This is a genomic window from Kribbella swartbergensis, assembly GCF_054784135.1.
Map to the genome: position 1 here is coordinate 600,425 of NZ_BAAGPM010000034.1, position 20,593 is coordinate 621,017.

Below are 20,593 nucleotides of genomic sequence, written 5' to 3' on the forward strand. Positions count from 1 at the left end.
GGAAGTCCAAGAAAACAAGGGGTCTCGCCGCACCGGCGGCGAGACCCCTGCGGGTGTCACAGGCCGGACTCGAACTCCACCGGCCGGACCTCGACGCCGAGGCCCTCGATGGCCGCGTCCGGGATCATCGCGGCCAGCTCGTACGCCCGCTCCGGCGACGCCACGTCGATCAGGTAGTACCCGCCCAGGAACTCCTTCGACTCCACGAACGGCCCGTCCGTCACCGCCGGTACGCCGTCACGTACCTTGACCACCGCGGACTTGGCCGGCTCGGCCAGCGCCACAGTGCTGTGGAACTCGCCCGAGGCCTTCGTGAGCTCCATGAACTTCTCGTGCCCGGCGCCGATCGCCTGCTGCTCCTCCTCGGTCAGCGCGGCCAGCACGTCGGGGTTGATGTTGAGAATCACTAGGTACTTCACGGTGTCTCCTTCAGCCGCGGCTCCCCGGCCGGGAGCCTCTCGCCCATCAGTACGGAGCCGACCGCGCCATCTTGACATCGGTCCGGAGCAGATAGCGTTGGCCGCATGGCCGAGCTGAGTCTCACAGATGTCCGGTCCGCCGCCGACCGCCTCGCCGGGGTCGCCCACCGTACGCCGGTTCTGACCTCGCGGACCCTGGACGAGCGCGTCGGGGCCCACGTCTTCCTCAAGGCGGAGAACCTGCAGCGGATCGGCGCGTTCAAGTTCCGCGGCGCGTACAACGCGGTGAGCAGGCTGTCGCCCGAGCAGCTCCGGTACGGCGTCGCGGCGTACTCGTCGGGGAATCACGCACAGGCCGTCGCACTCGCGGCGCGGATCGCGGGGACGAAGGCGGTCATCCTGATGCCCGAGGACGCCCCACCGACCAAGCTCGCCGCCACGCGCGGGTACGGCGCCGAGGTCGTCACGTACGACCGCTACACGCAGGATCGGGCCGCGCTGGCCAAGGACGTGGCGACCGAACGCGGGCTCACGCTCATCCCGCCGTACGACGACTACGACGTGATGGCCGGGCAGGGGACGGTCGCGTTGGAGCTGATCGAGGAGACCGGGCCGCTGGACGCGTTGCTCGTGCCGGTCGGGGGCGGCGGATTGATGGCCGGCTGCGCCACCGCCGCGACCGCGCTGGCGCCGGGGATCCGGATGATCGGGGTCGAGCCGGCCGCCGGGGACGACCACGCCCGGTCGCTGGCGCAGGGTGAGCGGGTGGTGATCGACGTACCGCGGACCATTGCCGACGGGCAGGCGCTCTCGACGCCGGGCGAGCTGACCTTCGCGGTGAACCGGCGGCTGCTGGACAGTGTCGCGCTGGTCTCCGACGACGAGATCGTGGCTGCGATGGCGTTCGCGTTCGAGCGACTGAAGATCGTCCTCGAGCCGAGTGGCGCCAGTGCCCTGGCAGCGGTGCTGGCCGGGCGGGTCCGGCCACTGCCGGAGCGCGTCGGCGTGGTGCTGTCAGGCGGGAACGTCGGCCTGGACCGGTTCCTCGAGCTGCTCCGAAATAGCTGAACTCGCAAGGACCTGAGGGTGCCCTGAGCACGCACTGTGCTGGTTGTCACACACAGCCACGACGATATGTGACCGACGTCACATCGAACCGCTGATTTGCCGCCTGAGCCCCGCTCAGACGCGCTCAGGACACCTGGTGTTCACCCCGAGTCCCTGACCCGTCAGGGAGCCGCTGAGGGCCTTTCCGGAGCAACTCTGTGGATCTGAGGGTTTGCGTCGTGATCGTTCTGTTATACAGTCGTCGGCGGTTCGGTAAACAACACGAACCGCACATGTGTCGACGCCGAGCCCTGCCAGGCACGTGTGCTCCCCTCGAACACCATGGCAGGGGTGGGGGACCCAGGAGGTTGGGTCTCGACCGTGAGTGGTCGGAACCCTGGGGTGAAGTCCGCGGGAGCGGACCGGGCTATGAATCCCAGCCCGAACCCGACAGCTAACTCCGCAGGCGTGGGGAGACCTACCATGCCCGTCACTGCCCGACGGACGTCGCTTTCGCGCGCCGTCAGCCAGACCAGCGAGCTCAGTACCCGGTCCACCGGCCGGACGCTCGCGAAGCACCGCAAGGTGACCAAGCCCGCAGGCCCTCGGGCCGCGGCCGCCGTTCTCTCCGTGGGCCTCGCGGTCGGCGGCGGAGCCGCTCTCACTGTCGCCACTCCTCCGGCCTCCGCGTCGGCGGCGACGACCAGCGCCACCGCCACCACCACTCCACGTGGTTACTGGAGCGTCCCCAGCCGGCCGCTGCTGCGGTTCCGGGACTCCGGTCCGACCGTCAAGTACGTCCAGAGGGCTCTGCGCCTGGGGCCGGACGGCTACTTCGGCACCAGCACCGTCCGGGTGCTGAAGAAGTTCCAGGCCTCGTGGGGCCTGCGTCCGACCGGCACCACCGACAAGCAGACCTGGGGCCGGCTCACCTGGGCCGCGAAGCACAAGGTGCTCTACGGTCCCTACGGCAAGAGCAGCGGCACCACGACGTTCCGCGCCAAGGTGCTGCGTGAGGCGGCGAAGCTGAAGGGCACGCCGTACCGCTACGGCGGCACGACCCCGCGCGGCTTCGACTGCTCCGGCTACACCGGCTACGTGTACAAGAAGGCCGGCAAGAAGCTGCCGCGTACGTCGCGCCAGCAGTACAGCGCGACCAAGCACATCAGCCGCAAGGCCGCGAAGCCGGGTGACCTCGTCTTCTTCAAGAGCGGTGGCGGCGGCGTGTACCACGTCGGCATCTACGCCGGTGGCAACATGCTGTGGCACTCCTCGAAGCCGGGTGTCCCGGTTCGCAAGTCGAAGATCTGGACCAAGAGCGTGGCCTTCGGCCGCGTCTGAGTCCACCCTGTCGGCATCCTCTCCCCCCAGGGATCGCTGACGGACCCTGAAACCGGTCGCGGGCCGTCGCCCCCCACCCCTCCGACGGCCCCGGCCGGTTTCCTCATGGCCGGGCAGGCAGGCCCTAGTTGTCCAGGAGCCCGGCGTCGTGCGCGAGGATCGCGACCTGGACCCGGTTGGTGCCGTTCAGCTTCACCAGCACCCGCGAGACGTGCGCCTTCACGGTCGCCTCGCTCATGTACAGCGCCTTGCCGATGTCGGCGTTCGACAGCCCGCGCGCGACCGCGGTCAGCACCTCGCGCTCCCGGTCGGTGAGCGCCTCGATCCGGGCTCGGGCCTGCCGTTGCCGGTCCGACCGCGAGTCGGCCGCGAAGTGCCCGATCAGCCGCCGAGTCACCGCCGGCGAGAGCATCGCGTCACCGGCCGCGACCACCTTGACCGCCTGCACCAGCTCCCGCGGCGGCGTGTCCTTCAGCAGGAACCCACTCGCCCCGGCCTGCAGCGCCCGGAACACGTAGTCGTCCAGGTCGAAGGTCGTCAGTACGACGACCTTCGGCGGGTCCGGCAGCGCCTGAACCTCACGCGTCGCCGCCAGCCCGTCCAGCCGCGGCATCCGGATGTCCATCAGGACGACGTCCGGCCGGTGTTTCACCGCCATCGCCGCGGCATCGGCACCGTCGTCGGCCTCCGCGACCACCTCGAGGTCGTCGTCGGACTCGAGGATCATCTTCAGCCCGGCCCGCACCAGCGCCTCGTCGTCCACGATCAGCAGCCGCGTCATCGTTCCCCTTCGTTCTTCCGGCCGTCCGGCCAGGGCAGCCAGGCTTCCACCTGCCAACCGCCTGCCGCCGTCGGCCCGGTCGACAGCCGTCCACCGGCCAACTGCACCCGTTCGCGCAGACCGACGAGGCCCGCGCCGGCACCCGGGAGAAGTGAACCAGCAGCCACCGGTCGCACGTTCGTCACCCTGACCGTGATTCCTTCTCCCCGGCCGCCGCGGACGACCACGTCCGTGGACGCTCCCCTGGCGTGCTTGTGAACGTTGGTGAGCGACTCCTGGACGACCCGGTAGATCGTCCGCCCGAGCGACACCGGTACGTCGTCCGGCAGCGCGAAGTCACCGGTGACGGTCACCCCGGCCTCCCGGGATTCCTCGACCAGCCGGTCCAGGTCCGAGGCCCGCGGGACGGGTGCCAGGTCGGCCCCGTCGACGCTGATGTCGGAGCGCAGTACGCCGAGAACCTCACGGAGATCCTCCATCGCCTGCCGCGCGGTCTCGCGGATCAACCGGGCCGAGCCCTCCACCTTCTCCGGGCCGACCGCCGGGTTCACCTCGAGACCACCGGCGTGCAAGGCGATCAGCGAGACCTTGTGGGCGAGTACGTCGTGCATCTCCTGCGCGATCCGGGCACGCTCGCCGAGCCGGGCCTGCTCGCCGCGCAACTCGCGTTCCGCCTCGGCTCGCTCCGCTCGGTCCCGCAACGACACCATCAGGTCGCGGCGCGCGCCGACGTACGCACCGATCGCGATCCAGGTCCCGATCAGGAACGGGGCGGTGAACAGCGAGACCAGCAGCGTGCCGCCGGCCCACCACGTGGTGTTCACGACGTAGGCGACGTACGCCGCGACGCCCAGGACGGCGAGGACCAGGTCCCGGCGGCGGATCGCCAGCGTGAGCAGGGCCAGGCCCATCGGGACGAAGATGCCGGCCGTCAGCATCGCCGCGACGCTGACGGCCGTGACGGTCGCCGGGAACCGTCGGCGCCAGAACAGGGTGAGCGAGGCGACCACGCCGGCACCGAACACGAACCAGTCACGGGACTGCCAGCCGTTCCCGCCGGACGCGGCCTGGGCGACGACGGTGAGCAGGCCGAATCCGACGAACAGCAGGTCGCGCAGTCGCGGGGCATGCCTGATCCACCAGGCGTACCACCGGCGCAACCGTCGCATTCTGTCAGCGTAGTTGCGCGTGATCGGTGTTTTCGTCACCCATCCGGGTGGGTTCAGGGGTCGTCCCCGACGACTTTCGTAGGGGGTGATCGCAGCCGCTCGTCCGATGTGCGACCGGGGTCGTGACCGGTTGACTCGACGTCATGATCACCGTCGAGAACCTGACCAAGCGGTACGGCAGCACCACGGCCGTCCACGACGTCTCCTTCACCGTCCAGCCGGGCAGCATCACCGGCTTCCTCGGCCCGAACGGCGCCGGCAAGTCGACCACGCTCCGGATGCTCACCGGGCTCACCCCGCCGACCTCAGGGACCGCCACCATCACCGGCAAGCGGTACGTCGACCTGCCCAATCCGGGCCGGGTCGTCGGGGTCATGCTCGACGCGGCCGCCCAGCACCCGGGCCGGACCGGACGGGAGACGCTGCTGCTCAACGCGAGCCTGCTCGGCGCCCCGAAGGCACGGGTGGACGAGATGCTGGAGGCCGTCGGCCTGAGCCACGCCGCGAAGCGCCGGGTCGGGCAGTACTCGCTCGGCATGCGGCAGCGGCTCGGGATCGCCAGCGCGCTGCTGGGTGATCCCGCCGTACTGATCCTGGACGAGCCGGCCAACGGGATGGACCCCGAGGGCATCCGGTGGATGCGCGGCCTGCTGCAGGACTTCGCCGCCCGCGGCGGCACGGTGATCCTGTCCAGCCATCTGCTGGGCGAGGTGCAGGCGACTGTCGACCGGCTGGTCGTCATCGGCGGCGGCCGGATCGTCGCGAACGGCTCGCTGGAGGAGTTGCTGGCCGGCAGCGGCACGCTCGTCCGCGGTCTCGACCCGGTCGGCCTGAACCAGGCGCTGACCGCCGCCGGTCTGAACCTCGAACCGCAACCGGACGGCTCGCTGCGCGTCGACGCGACCGCCGAGCAGGTCGGCCGGGCCGCCGCGGCCGCCGGCCAGATCCTGCTCGAACTCCGCCAGAGCGACGGCGCCGGCCTGGAGGACCTGTTCTTCCAGCTCACCACGCCGCTCGCCGACGCCGCCTGACCACCCACACTTCTGGAGCTCATCGACATGACCACCGTCACCGACGTCGCACCGCCGGCCCCCGCCAAGCACCGGGCCGAGGTGGCGACCTCACTGCCGCCCGCGCGCGGCCAGTCCTTCCTGAAACTCGTCATACTCGAACTGCGCAAGTCCGTGAACACCCGCAGCGGCCTGGTGCTGATCGCCGCGATCGTGCTGCTCGCCGTGGTCGCGATCAGTTGGCAGCTCACGCACCTGCCGCAGGGCCCGGCCGGCTTCGACGGGTTCCTCGGCGCCGCGTCGACCAGCGTCATGCTGCTGCTGCCGGTGATCGGCGTGATGGCGATGACGAGCGAGTGGACGCAGCGGACCGCGCTGACCACGTTCACGCTGTCGCCGCGCCGGGTCCGGGTCCAGCTGGCCAAGTTCGTCTCCGCGATCGTGCTGAGCGTCGTGGTGATGACCGCTGTCGTCGCCCTCGCCTTCGCCGGAACGGCTCTGGCCGGTGCGGTCACCGACCGCACGACGTCGTACGTCGACGTCGGCGGGCAGCTGGCCGGGGCCTACCTGACCGTCGCGCTGAACGTGGTGATGGGTGCCGCCTTCGGCGCGGTGATCGCCCAGACCGCGGTCGCGATCCTGGTGTACTTCATCGCGCCGACCGCCTGGTCGCTGGCCGGGCCGGCGCTGTTCAAGGACAACGCGAACTGGCTGGACGTGTTCGGCGCCTTCGGCCGGATCGCGGAGCGCAATCTGAACGGCATGCTGCCCGAGACGCTGACCTCGATCGGGATCTGGATCGTGCTGCCGACCGTCGTGGGACTGTGGGCAAGCTCACGTCGCGAGGTCAAATAACGCACACCGGACGCGGTGGGGCGGGCCGGTTTGAGGGGACCGGACCGCCCCATCGACCCATGTGGTCGGACCTCTCAGGGTTCGGCCAGGGGGCCGGTGCGTGTGTCGATCCCGAGTGCCGGGTATCCTAGGACCACGATTACTGACGACTGATCCGTGGGCGCCGCGCTGCGTACCCGGTTGACTTGTGCGAGGGGGTCGACGCTATGGGGCGCGGCCGTGCAAAGGCCAAGCAGACGAAGGTCGCACGCGACCTGAAGTACCGCACCTGGGAGACTGACTTGGAGCAGCTCAAGCGCGAGCTGTCCGGTGAGCAGGGTGCGAACCGTTCTGCCAACGGCGACAACGACGGCGACGACTACGACGCCGACGACTACCACCCCCGTCGGTAAGCAACACCAGCCCGGCTGAACTGCTCAGCGCCCTCACGGGTGCCTGAGCAGTTAACCGTGCGCCGACGAGCACCACCACACCAGCACCACCTGCCGCACTCCCGCCTACCCAGAACAGGTCGGCCTGCCACCGGTGCGTGACGGCCCAGCCAGAACAGGTTGGTCCGTCGCCAGGTCAGCGTCAGGCCTAGCCGGAGCAGGTTGGTTGACCTGCCGCCAGTCAGCGGCGGGCTAGCCAGTGCTGCTCACGGCAGGCTTTGCCTGAGCGCCGGTGGTGAGGCAAACAGGGAGCCTGCCAAGCCCTGGCTGGGAGCTACCGCGCACGCAGCGACGGCCGGGGCAGCGAGGTGGATCTACTTGGCGTACGCGCCTTCGAGGGCCACTGTTCCGCCGGGAGTCGCGGTGACCTCACCGCATACCCAGGCAGGGATGTCCCGGGCGCCCAGCGCCGCGATCGCCTGGTCCGCAGCCGACGGATCCAGTACGGCGACCATCCCGGCGCCCATGTTGAGCGTCTTCTCCAGCTCGGGCAGCGCCACGTCGCCGAGCCGGCCGACCAGGCCGAAGATCGGCGCCGGGGTCCAGGTGGACCGGTCGATCCGTACCGACAGCTCGGCCGGAATCACCCGAGTCAGGTTGGCCGCGAACCCCCCGCCGGTGATGTGCGACATCGCGTGCAGCGGTTTCGCGTCACCCTCGGCGTCACCGTTCAGCTCCTGGATCAACTCCAGGCAGTGCTTGGCGTAGACCCGGGTCGGCGTGAGCAGCACCTCGCCCAGCGTGGCGCCGAGCTCCGGCACCACCCGGTCCAGAGTCCACTTCGCCCGGTCGAAGAACACGTGCCGGACCAGGGAGTACCCGTTCGAGTGCAAGCCGGACGAACCCATCGCCACGACCACGTCACCCGCGCGCACCCGGTCCGCCCCGAGCACCTCGTCGGCCTCGACCACACCGGTCGACGCGCCGGCGACGTCGTACTCGTCCGGCTCCAGGAGGCCCGGGTGCTCGGCGGTCTCGCCACCGACGAGCGCCGTACCGGCTTCCACACAGGCCTCGGCGATACCCTTCACGATCTGCGCGATCGTCTCCGGGACCACCTTGCCGGTACAGATGTAGTCGGTCATGAACAGCGGCTCGGCCCCGCACACGACCAGGTCGTCGACGACCATCCCGACCAGGTCGAACCCGATCGTGTCGTGCTTGTCCAGCCTCTGCGCGATCGCGACCTTGGTCCCGATCCCGTCGGTCGAAGTGGCCAGCAGCGGCCGCCGGTACGACGTCAGCGCGGTCGCGTCGAACAACCCGGCGAACCCGCCCAGCCCGCCGACCACCTCGGGGCGGGTCGCCTTCGCCACCCACTCCTTCATCAGCTCGACGGCCCGGTCCCCGGCCTCGATGTCGACCCCGGCGGCGGCGTAGCTCGCCCCTTCGCTCACGTTCTTCTCCTCGGTACGGCGTACGCCGGGCTGGTCTCGACTGCGGAAGGTCTACGGACGACTCAGTGCGTCGGCGGCACCCGCGCCGCCGGACACGGTGGCCAGGCCGTCGACATCGGTGGACACCGGTACCTCGAGCAGGTGCTTGCCGAGCTGCTCCGGGTCGGGCAGCTCGACCGGGTAGACCCCGTCGAAGCAGGCCCGGCACAGGCGTTCCTTCGGCACCGTGGTCGACTCGACCAGGGCGTCCAGGCTGATGTAGCCGAGCGAGTCGGCGCCGAGCGACCGGCAGATCTCCTCGGTGTTCAAGCCGTTCGCGATCAGTTCGGCGCGGCTGGCGAAGTCGATGCCGTAGAAGCACGGCCACTTCACCGGCGGCGCGGTGATCCGGACGTGGATCTCCTTCGCACCGGCCTCGCGCAGCATCCGGATCACCGCGCGCTGGGTGTTGCCGCGCACGATGGTGTCGTCGACCACGACCAGCCGCTTGCCCTCGATCACCTCGCGCAGCGGGTTCAGCTTGAGCCGGATGCCGAGTTGGCGGATGGTCTGGCTGGGCTGGATGAAGGTGCGGCCGACGTACGCGTTCTTGACCAGGCCGGAGCCGTACGGAATGCCGGACTCCTCGGCGTACCCGATCGCGCCCGGTACGCCGGATTCCGGGGTGGCGATGACCAGGTCGGCCTCGGCCGGGTGCTCGCGGGCCAGCCGGCGGCCGATCTCGACCCGGGTGGAGTGGATCCGCTGACCGGAGATCTGGGTGTCCGGCCGGGCCAGGTAGACGAACTCGAACAGGCAGCCCTTCGGATCCGCCGCGGCGAACCGGGTCGAGCGCAGCCCGTCGGCGTCGATCGCGACGATCTCACCGGGCTCGATCTCCCGGATGAACGAGGCGCCGACGATGTCGAGGGCGGCGGTCTCGCTGGCGACCACCCAGCCACGCTCGAGCCGGCCGAGTACCAGTGGGCGGATGCCCTGCGGGTCGCGGGCGGCGTACAGGGTGTTCTCGTCCATGAAGATCAGGCTGAAGGCGCCCTTGACCTTCGGCAGGATCTTGGCCGCCGCCTGCTCGATGGTGAGATCCGGGTAGCCGGCCAGCATCGAGGTGAGGATGTCGGTGTCCGACGACGCGCTGTGCTTGGCGTTCGCCTTGGCGTGCTCGACCTCGGCGTCCAGCTCGAGGCCGAGGTCGCCGCCGCCGTTCAGGCTGGCCGCCAGCTCACCGGTGTTGGTCAGGTTGCCGTTGTGACCGAGCGCGATCGACCCGGTCGCGGTGGACCGGAAGGTCGGCTGGGCGTTCGCCCACACACTCGACCCGGTGGTCGAGTACCGGCAGTGCCCGATCGCGATGTGTCCGCGCAGCGACGCCAGGGTCGCCTCGTCGAACGCCTGGCTGACCAGCCCCATGTCCTTGTAGACGAGGATCTGGCTGCCGTTGCTGACCGCTATGCCAGCCGACTCCTGCCCGCGGTGCTGCAGAGCGTAGAGCCCGAAATAGGTGAGTTTGGCGACCTCTTCCCCCGGCGCCCAGACCCCGAAGACGCCACACGCGTCCTGCGGTCCGAGATCCTGCGGGTCAAGGTCATGGGTGAGCCGACCATCGCCACGAGCCACAGCAGCAGTCTACGGGACGTCACCCGGCCCTCCGGCCACCGCGGACCTCCGCGGCCTACCAGCAGGCCGCGATCAGGTGACACGCGCCACTGCCCTCGGCCGCCGACGCGGTCTGTGGCGCGGCCGTGGCGAGCAGCAGGACAATTCCGACTACAGCGAGCACCTTCTTGATCACCGATCGTCCCTTCAGAAATAATCCGAAACCACCAATTGACTGCTCTTTGTCGACGCTGCCTGTATATGGTCGGTTCCGACAAGTTTCTGGAGGAGAAGGATCGTGCTCGAGCCGCTGGGGGTGGACGAAGCCACCTTTGCGGTCTATCACGCCCTTCTCAGCCACCCAGACAGTACGCCTGAGCAGATAGCCGCGCTAGTGAATCGTCCGCTGGACGAGGTTCACCAGTTGCTGAACAGGCTGCGCGAGCTCGGGTTGCTGGTGGCGACCTGGACGAACCCCGAGGCCGAGCACGCGGTCCATCCGCGGGTCGGGCTGACCGGGCTGGCCGAGCGGCGGCGGACCGAGCTGAACAAGATGCTCGGCGAGCTCAAGGAGGCCGAGGCGTCGGCCGAGATCGTCGCCGAGCAGTACAACGAGCTGCTCACCGCCCGGAGCAGCGGTGACGTGGAGGTGCTCAAGGGCCGGGCGAACGCGTCGCGCCGGATCGAGGAGCTCGCGCTGAAGGCGCGGGAGACGTTCTGGGGCCTGGTGCCGGCGCACATCGACGACACGATCCAGCAGGTGGACCGGTCACCGGACTTCGCTCTGCTCGAGCGGGGTCTGAAGATGCGGACCGTCTACCTGCAGAGCATGACGTCGTCGAAGCAGGCGCTGGAGTACGCCGCCACCATGCACCGGCTCGGCGGCGAGGTGCGGGCGACCCCGACCCTGCCGATGCGGCTGCTGATCTTCGACCAGGAGATCGCCATCATGCCGATGGACCCGGAGAACCCGACGGCCGGAGCGGTGATCCACCGCTCCCCGGCCGTGGTGTCGGTCGCGCTGGCCCTGTTCGACGCGTACTGGTCCCGCGCGACCGAGATGTTCGCGCCGGAGGACCGCGACGACAACACACCTCTGACCCCGCACGAGGCGGAGGTATTGCGTTTGCTCGCCGGCGGCGCGAAGGACGAACAGGTCGCGCGTTTGCTCGGGATTTCCCTGCGCACCGCGCGGCGAATTACCGCGAATCTTTCCGAGCGGCTGGACGCGGCCAGCCGGTTCGAATTGGGCGTGGCCGCCGCCAAACGCGGCTGGGTTTGATCAAACATTTCCAGCAGCACCATTTTCGCGGGAATTCCTCGACCCCCGGCCGGCCGGAAACGCCTGTCGTGGCAGCGTTTCCGGCGAACATCCGGTCTGGACCGCCCAGCCGTCGTACCTCGGCAGGAACATGCCAACCGCTTGCCATCGGGACGCGGACGTGCTTCAGTTCGCGCCTTTCGCGATTGACAACGTAATCTTGCTCAGACGGTCTTGAGGGCGGCGAGGAGTTTGGTCAGCGAGTCGCGCGCGTCGCCGAACAGCAGGGTGGTTCGCGGGTCGTAGAGGAGTTCGTTCTCGATTCCGGCGAAACCGGGACGCATCGAACGTTTGAGGAAGATGACCCGCTGCGCCTCGTCGGCGTTCAGGATCGGCATCCCGTAGATCGGCGCGCTCGGCGTGGTGCGGGCGGCCGGGTTGACCACGTCGTTGGCGCCGACCACCAGGACGACGTCGGTGGACTTGAAGTCGCCGTTGATCTCGTCCATCTCGCGCAGCTGCTCGTACGGCACCTGGGCCTCGGCCAGCAGCACGTTCATGTGGCCCGGCATCCGGCCGGCGACGGGGTGGATCGCGTAGTCGACCTTCACGCCCCGGCCCTGCAGTTCCTCGACCAGGTCCCGCAGGGCGTGCTGGGCCTGGGCGACCGCGAGGCCGTACCCGGGCACGATGATGACCCGGTTCGCGTACCCGAGCAGGATCGCGACATCCTCCGCGCCGCCGGAGATGACCGGCCGCTCGGACGCCGTACCGCCGCCCAGGGTGGAGCCGCCGCGGATGGCGCCGAAGAGGATGTTGTAGAGCGAGCGGCCCATCGCGTCGGCCATCAGCTTGGTCAGCAACGTACCGGCCGCGCCGACCAGCGTGCCGGCCACCAGCAGCAGGGCGTTGCCGAGCACGTAGCCGCCGGCGGCGACCGTCAGACCGGTGAACGCGTTCAGCAGCGAGATGACGATCGGTACGTCGGCCCCGCCGACCGGCAGCACCAGCATCACGCCGACCGCGAGACCGACCAGGCAGAGCAGTACGCCGACCCACACCCGCGGATCGGACACCAGCCAGCCGGCCAGCGCGACACCGCCGAGGATCGAGGCGACGAAGAGCACCGGCAGGCCCGGGAACGTCACCGGCCGGGTCGTCATCAACTCCTGCAGCTTGGCGAACGTCACGATCGAGCCGGAGAAGCTGATCGCCCCGACCAGGACGGTGAACGCGGTCGCGATCGCGGCGACGGTCGCGCCGTCGGGCACCTCGCCGAGCTCCATCAGCGCGACCAGCGCGGCCGCGCCACCGCCGACACCGTTGAACAGGGCAACGAGCTGCGGCATGTGGGTCATCTGCACCCGGCGCGACCCGACCACACCGGCGACGGTGCCGACGGCCAGGGCGATCAGGATCGGCACCAGGTTCCCCGGCTTGTAGGCGACGAAGGTGATCACCACCGCCAGCACGGCGCCGGCCGCGCCGAGCGCGTTGCCGGCCCGGGCGGACTTCGGCGACGACAGCGCCTTCAGCGCGACGATGAAACAGACCGCGGCGACCAGATACCCGATCTGGGCCCAGGTGGGGATCACTTCGGCAGCTCCTTCTTGCGCGCCCCCGGACCTCTGAACATCTCCAGCATCCGGTCGGTGACCACGAACCCGCCGACCATGTTCACCGTCGCCAGGACGACGGCCAGCAGCCCGACGGCCACCACGATCGCGGACTCCGCCCGGCCGGTGACGATGATGGCGCCGACCAGGATGACGCCGTGGATCGCGTTCGCCCCGGACATCAGCGGGGTGTGCAGCGTCGAGGACACCTTACTGATCACCTCGACCCCGACAAACGCCGCCAGTACGAAAATCGTCAGCAGCGCAATGGACTCGGTCACAGGGCCTGTCCTTCCAGGAGCTCGCGGGTGGGCTCGTGCAGCACGCTGCCGTCGTGGGTGACGCAGCAGCCGCGGACGATCTCGTCGTCGAAGTCCGGATCGAAGGCGGCGTTGCGGGTCATCAACCGGATCAGGTTGGCGATGTTCTGACCGTAGAGCCGGCTGGCCGGTCCGGCCATCTGGCTGGGCACGTTCGCACCGCCCCACACCAGGGCGTTGCCGATCGTCAGTTCGGTCCCGGCCACCGAGCCCTCGACGTTGCCGCCCTGCTCGGACGCGAGGTCGACCACGACCGAGCCCGGTTTCATCTGCTCGACCATCGACCGCGAGACCAGCATCGGCGCCGAGCGACCGGGTACGGCGGCCGTCGTGATCAGGGCGTCCGCGGCGGCGACGTACGGGGTGAGCAGATCGCGCTGGAGTTGCGCGCGTTCCGGGGTCATCTCGCGGGCGTAGCCGCCGGGACCGTCGAGGGTGCCGAGCTCGAGCTCGATCGGCTGCGCGCCCATCGACGCGATCTCCTCGGCGGCCGCCGTCCGGACGTCGTACGCCCTGACCACGGCGCCCAGTCGCTTGCAGGTCGCGATCGCCTGCAACCCGGCCACACCGGCGCCGAGGACGAGGACCTGGGCCGGCGGGACCGTGCCGGCCGCGGTCATGTTCAGCGGGAAGAAACGCGGCAGCCGTTCGGCCGCGACGATCGCGGCGCGGTACCCGGCGACCAGGGCCTGCGAGGACAGTGCGTCCATCGACTGGGCCCGGGAGATCCGCGGGATCAGCTCCATCGCGAACGCGGTCAGCTTGGCCCGGGTCGCGGTCCGGACCACGTCCGGCGGATTCGTCGGGAGGAACGACATCAGCGCCGTACCGGCGTGCAGCCGCTGCAGACGCTCGCGCTCCAAGGGCTGCACCGACACCACGATGGTGGCCGCATGGTCGGCGCCCCAGGCGACCTCGGCACCGGCGGCGCGGTACTGGTCGTCGGAATACAGGGCGCGTTCGCCGGCGGCCGGCTCGACCGCCACCTCGTAGCCGAGCTCGATGAGTTTCGCGACTTGTTCCGGCACCAGCGCGACCCGGCGCTCGGCCGGTCTGGTCTCCCGTACGACTGCGATCTTCACTCGCCGAAACCTATGCCAAACACTGGGTCGCCGGAAAGCCTGATCATCGGCTCGTGGTCGAGTTGTGTCCCTGGCCTGTCAGGCGATCTCGGCCAGGTTCTGCAGCAGGAGGGCCTCGGCCAGGCAGACCTTGCGGAACTCGGCCAGGTGCAGGCCCTCGTCGATGCCGTGCGCCCGGGTGTCCGGATCCTCCACGCCGGTGACCAGGATCGACGCCTGCGGGAAGGTCTGCTGGAACTCGGCGATGAACGGGATCGAGCCGCCCATGCCCATGTCGATCGGCTCGACACCCCATGCGGTCTGGAAGGCCGACCGGGCCGCCTCGTACCCGGCGCCGCGCGCGTTCACGCTGCACGGCTGGCCGATCTGGCCTTCGGTGACGGTGACCTGGGCACCCCACGGCGCGTGGTCCTCCAGGTGCCGCTTCAGCGCCGCGCTCGCCTTGATCGCGTCGTCGCCCGGCGCGACCCGTAGGCTCACCTTGGCCCGCGCGACCGGCACCAGCGTGTTGCTCGCCTCCGCCACCGACGGCGCGTCGATCCCCAGTACGGCGACCGACGGGCGAGTCCACAGCCGGTCGACGAGCGAACCCGAACCGGTCAGCCGGACGGAGTCCAGCACGCCCGACTCGGCCCGCAGCCGGTCCTCGGGATACTCGACGTCCGCCGCCCGGGACGCGTGCAGCCCGTCCACCGCGACGTCACCCTTCTCGTCGTGCAGGGTGGCGAGCAGCCGGCACAACGTCGACAGCGCGTCCGGGATGGGCCCGCCGAACAGGCCCGAGTGGACGGCGTGGTCGAGCGTGCGCACCTCGACGTACGCCTCGACCAGACCGCGCAGCGACACGGTCAGCGCCGGCCGGCCGATGTCCCAGTTGCCGGAGTCGGCGATCACGATCGCGTCGGCGGCCAGTTCGTCGGAGTACTCGTCGAGCAACTGCAGCAGGGTCGGCGAGCCGATCTCCTCCTCGCCCTCGACGAACACCGTCACGCCCACCGGCAGATCGTTGCCGAAGGCTCGTACGGCGGCCAGGTGGGCGGCGATCCCGGCCTTGTCGTCGGCCGCGCCGCGGCCGTACAACCGGTCACCGCGCTCGGTCGGCTCGAACGGGTCGGAGGTCCACTGCTCGACCGGGCCGGTCGGCTGGACGTCGTGGTGGGCGTACAGCAGCACCGTCGGCTTCCCGGCCGGTGCGGGCTTCTTCGCGATCACCGCCGGAGCACCCTCGCCGGCCCGGACGATCTTCACCGAGAACCCCTCGGCCTCGAACAGCGCCGCGGTCGCTTCGGCGGACCGCTGGACGTCGGCCGCGCGGGCCGGTTCGTAACTGACCGACGGGATCCGGATGAGGTCCTCGAGGTCGGCACGGACGCTGGGCAGAACGCGGTCGATCGCCGCGGACAGATCGGTCATGCGCCTACCGTACGGCGTCCGTTCGCAGCCCCGACGCCCAGTTCACCGCGAACCACTTCGTCTACAGCACGTGGCTGACGTCCTTGGTGCCCTAACTCTTGCTGTACGACGCGGAGTCCAGGACGGATTGCCGCTTCTCGGGGTTGTCATCACGCACCTGGACCTGCAGCAACTGCCCACCGGGGTACTGGATGAACCGCTCTAGAACGGTGTGTGCGTCCGAGCAGGTGTAGCGAAACAGGACGGCAGGCCGGTTGTCGAACTGCCCCGCCTCACCCGAGCTGGCGTTGCAGCCGGGTGGGGGTGTGGTGGTGGTCGGCAGGGTGGATCCGCTCACGATGCCGACGAATACGCCGTCGACGTCCGTGGACTTACCCCACTCAGCGGTGTTCTCGCTGACCAGCAACGCAGGGCCGTCAGCCCTGTCGGCCATCTGCGACCACTCACGTGGGACCTCTACAGACAGTCCTCTGGACTCGACCTTGACTGGGCGGGTCAGCACCAGTTGGTAGCCGCCGTAGGCGCCGCCTGCGGCCAGGATGACGGCGGCGAGGAGGGCGATGATGCGGGAGCGGGTGCGGCGGCGTGGGGGTGTCGCGACCGTGGACAGGTTGGCGCTGGCGAGTGCAGTTGCCTGGTCGACGTCGGCGGGCGGGGCGACCGGAGTGGGCATTTCAGCTGCCGGCACCAGGCCGGGCGGGATCTCTCCGGTGGTGTGGGCGTCCCGGAGTGCGTTGAGGAAGCTGTCCAGGTCCGGCCAGCGCTTGTCGCGGTCCGGCTCGAGCGCACGCCGTACGACGGCGTCGATCGCGTCCGGGATGTCCTCCCGGATCGTCGTCATGGACGGCGGTGGTGAGTTGATCTGCATCACCGCACCGAGGCTGGCGACGCCGTGCGGTGCCTGCCCGGTGAAGGCCGCGTACGCGACCGCACCCAGCGAGTAGAGGTCGGCCCGGTGGTCCAGGCGTTCACCCCGCACCTGCTCCGGGGCGACGTACGACGGGGTGCCGCCGGGCATCGTGATCCTCGAGACCTCGGCGAGGGACTTGCCCAGGCCGAGGTCGGACAGCATCGCCCGGTCGCCGGCCGGGTCGCTCCGGAACAGCACGTTCGCCGGCTTCACGTCGCGGTGCAGGACGCCGCGGGCGTGCAGGTGCTTCAGGCCCCGGCCGACCTGGGTGATGATCCGCACCGCCTCGGCGATCTCCAGCGGACCGGCCTTGATCCGGTCGGCGAGGGTGCCGCCGTCGGCGTAGGTGAGCACCATGAACGGCCGGCCGTCGTCGGCCTCCCCGATGTCGTGGACGCCGACGACGTACAGCGAGTCGACCTTGCGCAGAAAGCGTCCCTCGGCCAGGAAGCGGCGCCGGACGTCGTGGTCCTCGATCCAGTTGTCCGACAGGATCTTGACCGCGACCTCGGCGTCCAACTGCTCGTCCCGGGCCAGCCAGACGGTCGCGAAACCCCCGGCACCCACCCGGCGGACCAGGGAGTACCGGCCGATCCGCGGAGGCTGGTCCATGGCGCAATTATGCTCGATCCTCCTGCAACCGGTCGTGCCTGGCCCCGCCGCTGGTGAACAAATGACCGACGAGGTGCGTCTGACCGACGACAGGTCACGAGGGTTGGGAGTTCGTTGATGCGGCCTATGAACGGGCGACTGGTCGCCGTCGTCGCAGCCGTTGCCGTCGCCGCCGTCGCGGCCGGTGGCGCCCTCGCCTACAGCCAAGGACCCGAGGACGCCCAGGCCGAAGCCGCCCCGCTGTCCGGCACACCGTCCCGGACGCCGAGCGGCTCCACACCGACGCCGGCACCGACAGCGACTCCCTCGACCGTCCGGCCCACGCAGACGCCGACCAAGACCGCCGTCACGCCCCCGGTCAAGGCCGGGCCGGTCAAGACGAAGATCGACCTGGCCAAGCTGCCGACCGGTCGCCTGCCGCAGGTCCCCTACCTGACGGGCCGGACGGTCCGCGGGGGCGCCGGTCAGGACGTCAAGATCCCTGGCACCCAGCCGATCCAGGCGGTCGCCCGGCTCGGTCAGTCGGTCCTGGCGGTCGTGAGCGCGGACGACAACACCACCGAACTGCTGACCATCGGCTCGGACGGCACGGTGGTGCGGAAGACCCCGAACGTCTCCGGCATCGTCTCCACCGAGGACGGGATGGCGGCTGCCTACGTTGCCACCCGGATGTCCGACCTCGGTGAGCAGGAGCCGGGCGCCACCATCTACGCGGAGCGGGAGAAGGTTCAGAAGCTCTCCGTGCCGGACCTCTGGAATACGACCCTGATCGGCTACAGCAACGGGAAGGTCTACTTCCAGGCGTCGGCCACGGAGGCCGCCAGCACCTGGTCCTTGTACGAGTGGGTCGTGGGCGCCTCGAAGGCGACCGAGATCAAGACGGTCCCGAAGCCGACCGCAGTGACCGGCGACGGTACGACGGCCGCGTCCCTGACCACCCTGAACGACTACAACAGCTGCACCAGCGTCGTCGCGCTGGCCACCGGCAAACGGCTGTGGCGCACCTGCGAGTACCAGGTCGACGGCTTCACCTGGGACGGCGCCACCGCGATCGCGGGCCCCTTCTATCGGGACGGGTACGGCGACGGCCTGGCAGCTGCCCTGGATGCGAAGAACGGCACACTGCTGCACGAATGGACCGGGACGTTCCGGCAGACGGTCGCCGAAGACGACCAGCACCTGCTGCTTCTCGCAGACGACGGGGAGGACACCCCGGCCTCGATCATCCGCTGCACGATCACCACCGGCGCCTGCGAACGCGCCACCCCCCTCGCCAAGGGCACTCTGCTGCTCGGATCGTGAGTTAGGAGACCGCTGATGCGAAACAACAACCGGCGCCTGGCCATCCTGGTCGCATCGGTGGCCGTCGCCGCAGTCGCCATCGGCGCCGCCTTCGCCTACCGCCAGGGCCCCGAGTCAGCCGGGGCCGAGGCCGCTCCCTTGACCGGCTCCCCGTCTCCGACGGCCAGGCCGACTCCCAGCCCGTCGCCGTCCAAGACCCCGGCGACCACCAAGCCGACCCCGACCGCAGCGCCGACCACGACGCCGACCAGCGAGCCGCCCGCGAACACCGGGCCGGTCAAGGTCACGGTGAACGTCAGCAAGCTCTCCAAGGGTCGTGAACCCGCGATCCCGTATCTGGTCGGACGCGAGGTCCGCGGCGGTGCCGGGAGCGCGATCAAGATTCCCGGAACCGGTGGAATCATCGCCGTCGGCCGCCTCGACACCGACGTGCTGGCGGCCGTCACGAAGGGCGACTCGGGGACCGAACTGCTGAGGATCAGGAGTACCGGTGAAGTCCGGCGAACCCCCGACGTGTCCTCTCTGGTGACGACCGCTGACCAGTCCAGGGCGGCGTACGCGGCGGGCCGACCCAGCTGGCTCGGCGCCGCGACGAAGGGCGGGGTCGTGTACGCCGAGACGATCGGCGAGAGCGGCTCGGTGAGGTCGCTGAAGCTGCCGGACGCCTGGAACCTGCGGGTGCTCGCCTACGTGGACGGCAAGGTCTACTACCGTGCGGACACCGACGACACCGGTGCCTGGAAGCTGTACAGCTGGGTGCCGGGTGAGTCGAAGGCGACCGTGGTCAAGACGGTCGGCTCGCCGTCGGCCGTGTCCAGAGACGGCCGCGTCGCGGCCGCGGTGAACCTGATCAACGACGGCGGCAGTTGCTCCTCGACGGTGGAGATCGCGACCGGCAAGCAGTTCTCCCGAACCTGCGACTACATGATCACCGGGTTCACCCCGGATTCCGGGACCGCGGTCGGCGGACCGGCGTACGGCGACGGCTACTGCAACACCGTGCAGGCCGCGCTGGACAGCCGGACCGGCAAGTTGATCCGCGAGTGGAACGGCTGCTTCCACCAGATCGTTGCCGAGGACGACCAGCACGTCCTGATCGTCGCGGTCGCCGAGGGCGGCGGCGGTGACAGCGGGACCAAGAGTGCGATCATCCGCTGCAACCTCACCACCCCGGACTGCGAGCTGGCCACGTCCATCAGCACGGACAAGGAGTTGCGTCTCGGCAGCTGATCTGCCGACAGCAGACAGCCCTGTCCGGAAAGGCGTTCGGGGGCAGACTGGCGGCATGACGACGGTTGCGGTGCTGGCGGACATTCATGGGGTTCTGCCGGCGCTCGAGGCGGTGTTGGCCGAGCGAGATGTTCAGGACGCCGATGTGGTGGTGCTGGCCGGAGACATCGCCAGCGGGCCGCAGCCGGTGGAAACGCTTGATGTGCTCCTAGCGTTGGGGGAACGGGCGGTCTGGGTTCGCGGGAATGCGGATCGCGAGTTGGTGGAGATGGCACGGCGCACGTTCGAGGGCGAGGCGCCGGATGCGGTCAGCCCGTGGGCGGCCGAGCAGCTCAGGGACGATCAGGTCGAGTTGCTGGCGGGGCTGCCGACGACCCAGGTGCTGGACGACGTTCTCTTCTGCCACGCGACTCCTCGCGACGACGAGGAGATGGTGTTGGTGGACAGTCCGATCTCGCGGTGGGCTCAGGTGTTCGGCGGACTGCCGGACGACATCCGCACCGTGGTGTGCGGGCACACCCACATGCCGTTCGCGCGGCAGGTCGACCGGCGGCTGGTGGTCAACGCGGGCAGTGTGGGGATGCCGTACGGCGCTCCCGGCCCGAGCTGGGCGTTGCTGACCCCGGACGGCGTGCAGCTCAGACGGTCCGCGCTCGACAGCACGAAGGCCGCCGAGCGGATCGTCGCGGAGTCGTCTTACCCGGGCCGGGAGGCCTGGGTGGCCGAGTACCTGCTCTCGAACTACTCCGACACAGAGGCCCTGGAGGCCTTCAGGCCGCGCGCCGAAGGCTGAGCGGTTACCGT

General features: G+C 69.7%; 19 protein-coding genes and 1 riboswitch. Of the genes, 9 read left to right on the forward strand and 10 right to left on the reverse strand.

What is annotated here, in order from left to right; genetic code table 11:
* Positions 1 to 56: 56 nt before the first annotated feature.
* Positions 57 to 419: a YciI family protein gene (locus ACYVOK_RS31965; RefSeq protein WP_460666312.1), complete on the reverse strand. Its 363-nt coding sequence runs from the start codon at positions 417 to 419 to the stop codon at positions 57 to 59.
* 105 nt (positions 420 to 524) lie between these two features.
* Between ACYVOK_RS31965 and ACYVOK_RS31970 the strand changes: the two genes are divergently transcribed.
* The gene (locus tag ACYVOK_RS31970; RefSeq protein ID WP_460666313.1) at positions 525 to 1,487 is read left to right on the forward strand and encodes a pyridoxal-phosphate dependent enzyme; all 963 of its coding nucleotides are present in this window, start codon (positions 525 to 527) and stop codon (positions 1,485 to 1,487) included.
* A gap of 294 nt (positions 1,488 to 1,781) precedes the next feature.
* Positions 1,782 to 1,947, forward strand: a riboswitch (cyclic di-AMP (ydaO/yuaA leader).
* Positions 1,948 to 1,949: 2 nt separating this feature from the next.
* Entirely contained in the window at positions 1,950 to 2,807 is an 858-nt protein-coding gene (locus tag ACYVOK_RS31975) for a C40 family peptidase (protein ID WP_460666314.1), read from the forward strand.
* A gap of 124 nt (positions 2,808 to 2,931) precedes the next feature.
* Here the strand turns inward: ACYVOK_RS31975 and ACYVOK_RS31980 are convergent, their stop codons facing one another.
* On the reverse strand, positions 2,932 to 3,588 hold the full coding sequence (locus ACYVOK_RS31980) for a response regulator (protein WP_460666315.1): 657 nt from the start codon (positions 3,586 to 3,588) through the stop codon (positions 2,932 to 2,934).
* A complete protein-coding gene (locus ACYVOK_RS31985) occupies positions 3,585 to 4,757 on the reverse strand; it encodes a sensor histidine kinase (protein ID WP_460666316.1) in 1,173 nt (390 codons plus the stop codon). Before ACYVOK_RS31985 ends, ACYVOK_RS31980 begins: the two co-directional genes overlap by 4 nt.
* A 143-nt stretch (positions 4,758 to 4,900) precedes the next feature.
* Between ACYVOK_RS31985 and ACYVOK_RS31990 the strand changes: the two genes are divergently transcribed.
* The 3 genes from ACYVOK_RS31990 (at position 4,901) to ACYVOK_RS32000 (ending at position 7,014) form a co-directional block, all read left to right on the forward strand.
* Positions 4,901 to 5,788 (forward strand): ABC transporter ATP-binding protein, encoded by an 888-nt coding sequence (locus ACYVOK_RS31990; RefSeq protein ID WP_460666317.1) that lies wholly within the window; start codon positions 4,901 to 4,903, stop codon positions 5,786 to 5,788.
* 27 nt (positions 5,789 to 5,815) lie between these two features.
* Positions 5,816 to 6,622, forward strand: coding sequence for an ABC transporter permease (locus ACYVOK_RS31995; protein WP_460666318.1), 807 nt, complete (start codon positions 5,816 to 5,818; stop codon positions 6,620 to 6,622).
* 206 nt (positions 6,623 to 6,828) lie between these two features.
* The gene (locus tag ACYVOK_RS32000; protein WP_460666319.1) at positions 6,829 to 7,014 is read left to right on the forward strand and encodes a DUF3073 domain-containing protein; all 186 of its coding nucleotides are present in this window, start codon (positions 6,829 to 6,831) and stop codon (positions 7,012 to 7,014) included.
* Positions 7,015 to 7,367: 353 nt separating this feature from the next.
* Here the strand turns inward: ACYVOK_RS32000 and purM are convergent, their stop codons facing one another.
* Positions 7,368 to 8,450 (reverse strand): phosphoribosylformylglycinamidine cyclo-ligase, encoded by a 1,083-nt coding sequence (gene purM / locus ACYVOK_RS32005; RefSeq protein ID WP_460666320.1) that lies wholly within the window; start codon positions 8,448 to 8,450, stop codon positions 7,368 to 7,370.
* Positions 8,451 to 8,501: 51 nt separating this feature from the next.
* Complete coding sequence (gene purF / locus ACYVOK_RS32010) at positions 8,502 to 10,064, reverse strand: amidophosphoribosyltransferase (protein ID WP_460666321.1); 1,563 nt, start codon at positions 10,062 to 10,064, stop codon at positions 8,502 to 8,504.
* A gap of 277 nt (positions 10,065 to 10,341) precedes the next feature.
* Between purF and ACYVOK_RS32015 the strand changes: the two genes are divergently transcribed.
* Positions 10,342 to 11,325: a helix-turn-helix transcriptional regulator gene (locus ACYVOK_RS32015; RefSeq protein WP_460666322.1), complete on the forward strand. Its 984-nt coding sequence runs from the start codon at positions 10,342 to 10,344 to the stop codon at positions 11,323 to 11,325.
* A gap of 203 nt (positions 11,326 to 11,528) precedes the next feature.
* Here ACYVOK_RS32015 and ACYVOK_RS32020 read toward each other — a convergent pair whose 3' ends face one another.
* The 5 genes from ACYVOK_RS32020 to ACYVOK_RS32040 form a co-directional block, all read right to left on the reverse strand.
* On the reverse strand, positions 11,529 to 12,899 hold the full coding sequence (locus ACYVOK_RS32020; protein ID WP_460666323.1) for an NAD(P)(+) transhydrogenase (Re/Si-specific) subunit beta: 1,371 nt from the start codon (positions 12,897 to 12,899) through the stop codon (positions 11,529 to 11,531).
* The gene (locus tag ACYVOK_RS32025; RefSeq protein ID WP_460666324.1) at positions 12,896 to 13,201 is read right to left on the reverse strand and encodes an NAD(P) transhydrogenase subunit alpha part 2; all 306 of its coding nucleotides are present in this window, start codon (positions 13,199 to 13,201) and stop codon (positions 12,896 to 12,898) included. Before ACYVOK_RS32025 ends, ACYVOK_RS32020 begins: the two co-directional genes overlap by 4 nt.
* Positions 13,198 to 14,322: an NAD(P) transhydrogenase subunit alpha gene (locus ACYVOK_RS32030; RefSeq protein ID WP_460666325.1), complete on the reverse strand. Its 1,125-nt coding sequence runs from the start codon at positions 14,320 to 14,322 to the stop codon at positions 13,198 to 13,200. Before ACYVOK_RS32030 ends, ACYVOK_RS32025 begins: the two co-directional genes overlap by 4 nt.
* Before the next feature lie 78 nt (positions 14,323 to 14,400).
* Positions 14,401 to 15,735 carry a M20/M25/M40 family metallo-hydrolase gene (locus tag ACYVOK_RS32035; protein ID WP_460666326.1) on the reverse strand — a complete coding sequence of 445 codons (1,335 nt, stop codon included), beginning with the start codon at positions 15,733 to 15,735 and terminating at the stop codon, positions 14,401 to 14,403.
* Between the two features lie 91 nt (positions 15,736 to 15,826).
* On the reverse strand, positions 15,827 to 17,257 hold the full coding sequence (locus ACYVOK_RS32040; protein ID WP_460666327.1) for a serine/threonine-protein kinase: 1,431 nt from the start codon (positions 17,255 to 17,257) through the stop codon (positions 15,827 to 15,829).
* 117 nt (positions 17,258 to 17,374) lie between these two features.
* On the opposite strand from ACYVOK_RS32040, the gene ACYVOK_RS32045 reads away from it, so the two are divergent.
* From ACYVOK_RS32045 to ACYVOK_RS32055, 3 genes are read left to right on the forward strand one after another with little or no spacing between them, the layout of a single operon-like run.
* Positions 17,375 to 18,559, forward strand: coding sequence for a hypothetical protein (locus ACYVOK_RS32045; protein WP_460666328.1), 1,185 nt, complete (start codon positions 17,375 to 17,377; stop codon positions 18,557 to 18,559).
* Positions 18,560 to 18,574: 15 nt separating this feature from the next.
* Positions 18,575 to 19,789 carry a hypothetical protein gene (locus tag ACYVOK_RS32050; RefSeq protein ID WP_460666329.1) on the forward strand — a complete coding sequence of 405 codons (1,215 nt, stop codon included), beginning with the start codon at positions 18,575 to 18,577 and terminating at the stop codon, positions 19,787 to 19,789.
* A gap of 55 nt (positions 19,790 to 19,844) precedes the next feature.
* A complete protein-coding gene (locus tag ACYVOK_RS32055; RefSeq protein WP_460666330.1) occupies positions 19,845 to 20,582 on the forward strand; it encodes a metallophosphoesterase family protein in 738 nt (245 codons plus the stop codon).
* The last annotated feature ends 11 nt before the right edge of the window (positions 20,583 to 20,593 follow it).

Excerpts from the sequence above, each read along its gene's own strand:
- ACYVOK_RS31970 (WP_460666313.1), top strand. The coding sequence starts at position 525 with ATGGCCGAGCTGAGTCTCACAGATGTCCGGTCCGCCGCCGACCGCCTC.
- ACYVOK_RS31975 (WP_460666314.1), top strand. The coding sequence starts at position 1,950 with ATGCCCGTCACTGCCCGACGGACGTCGCTTTCGCGCGCCGTCAGCCAG.
- ACYVOK_RS31980 (WP_460666315.1), bottom strand. The coding sequence starts at position 3,588 with ATGACGCGGCTGCTGATCGTGGACGACGAGGCGCTGGTGCGGGCCGGG.
- ACYVOK_RS31985 (WP_460666316.1), bottom strand. The coding sequence starts at position 4,757 with ATGCGACGGTTGCGCCGGTGGTACGCCTGGTGGATCAGGCATGCCCCG.
- ACYVOK_RS31990 (WP_460666317.1), top strand. The coding sequence starts at position 4,901 with ATGATCACCGTCGAGAACCTGACCAAGCGGTACGGCAGCACCACGGCC.
- ACYVOK_RS31995 (WP_460666318.1), top strand. The coding sequence starts at position 5,816 with ATGACCACCGTCACCGACGTCGCACCGCCGGCCCCCGCCAAGCACCGG.
- ACYVOK_RS32000 (WP_460666319.1), top strand. The coding sequence starts at position 6,829 with ATGGGGCGCGGCCGTGCAAAGGCCAAGCAGACGAAGGTCGCACGCGAC.
- ACYVOK_RS32035 (WP_460666326.1), bottom strand. The coding sequence starts at position 15,735 with ATGACCGATCTGTCCGCGGCGATCGACCGCGTTCTGCCCAGCGTCCGT.
- ACYVOK_RS32040 (WP_460666327.1), bottom strand. The coding sequence starts at position 17,257 with ATGGACCAGCCTCCGCGGATCGGCCGGTACTCCCTGGTCCGCCGGGTG.
- ACYVOK_RS32045 (WP_460666328.1), top strand. The coding sequence starts at position 17,375 with ATGCGGCCTATGAACGGGCGACTGGTCGCCGTCGTCGCAGCCGTTGCC.
- ACYVOK_RS32050 (WP_460666329.1), top strand. The coding sequence starts at position 18,575 with ATGCGAAACAACAACCGGCGCCTGGCCATCCTGGTCGCATCGGTGGCC.
- ACYVOK_RS32055 (WP_460666330.1), top strand. The coding sequence starts at position 19,845 with ATGACGACGGTTGCGGTGCTGGCGGACATTCATGGGGTTCTGCCGGCG.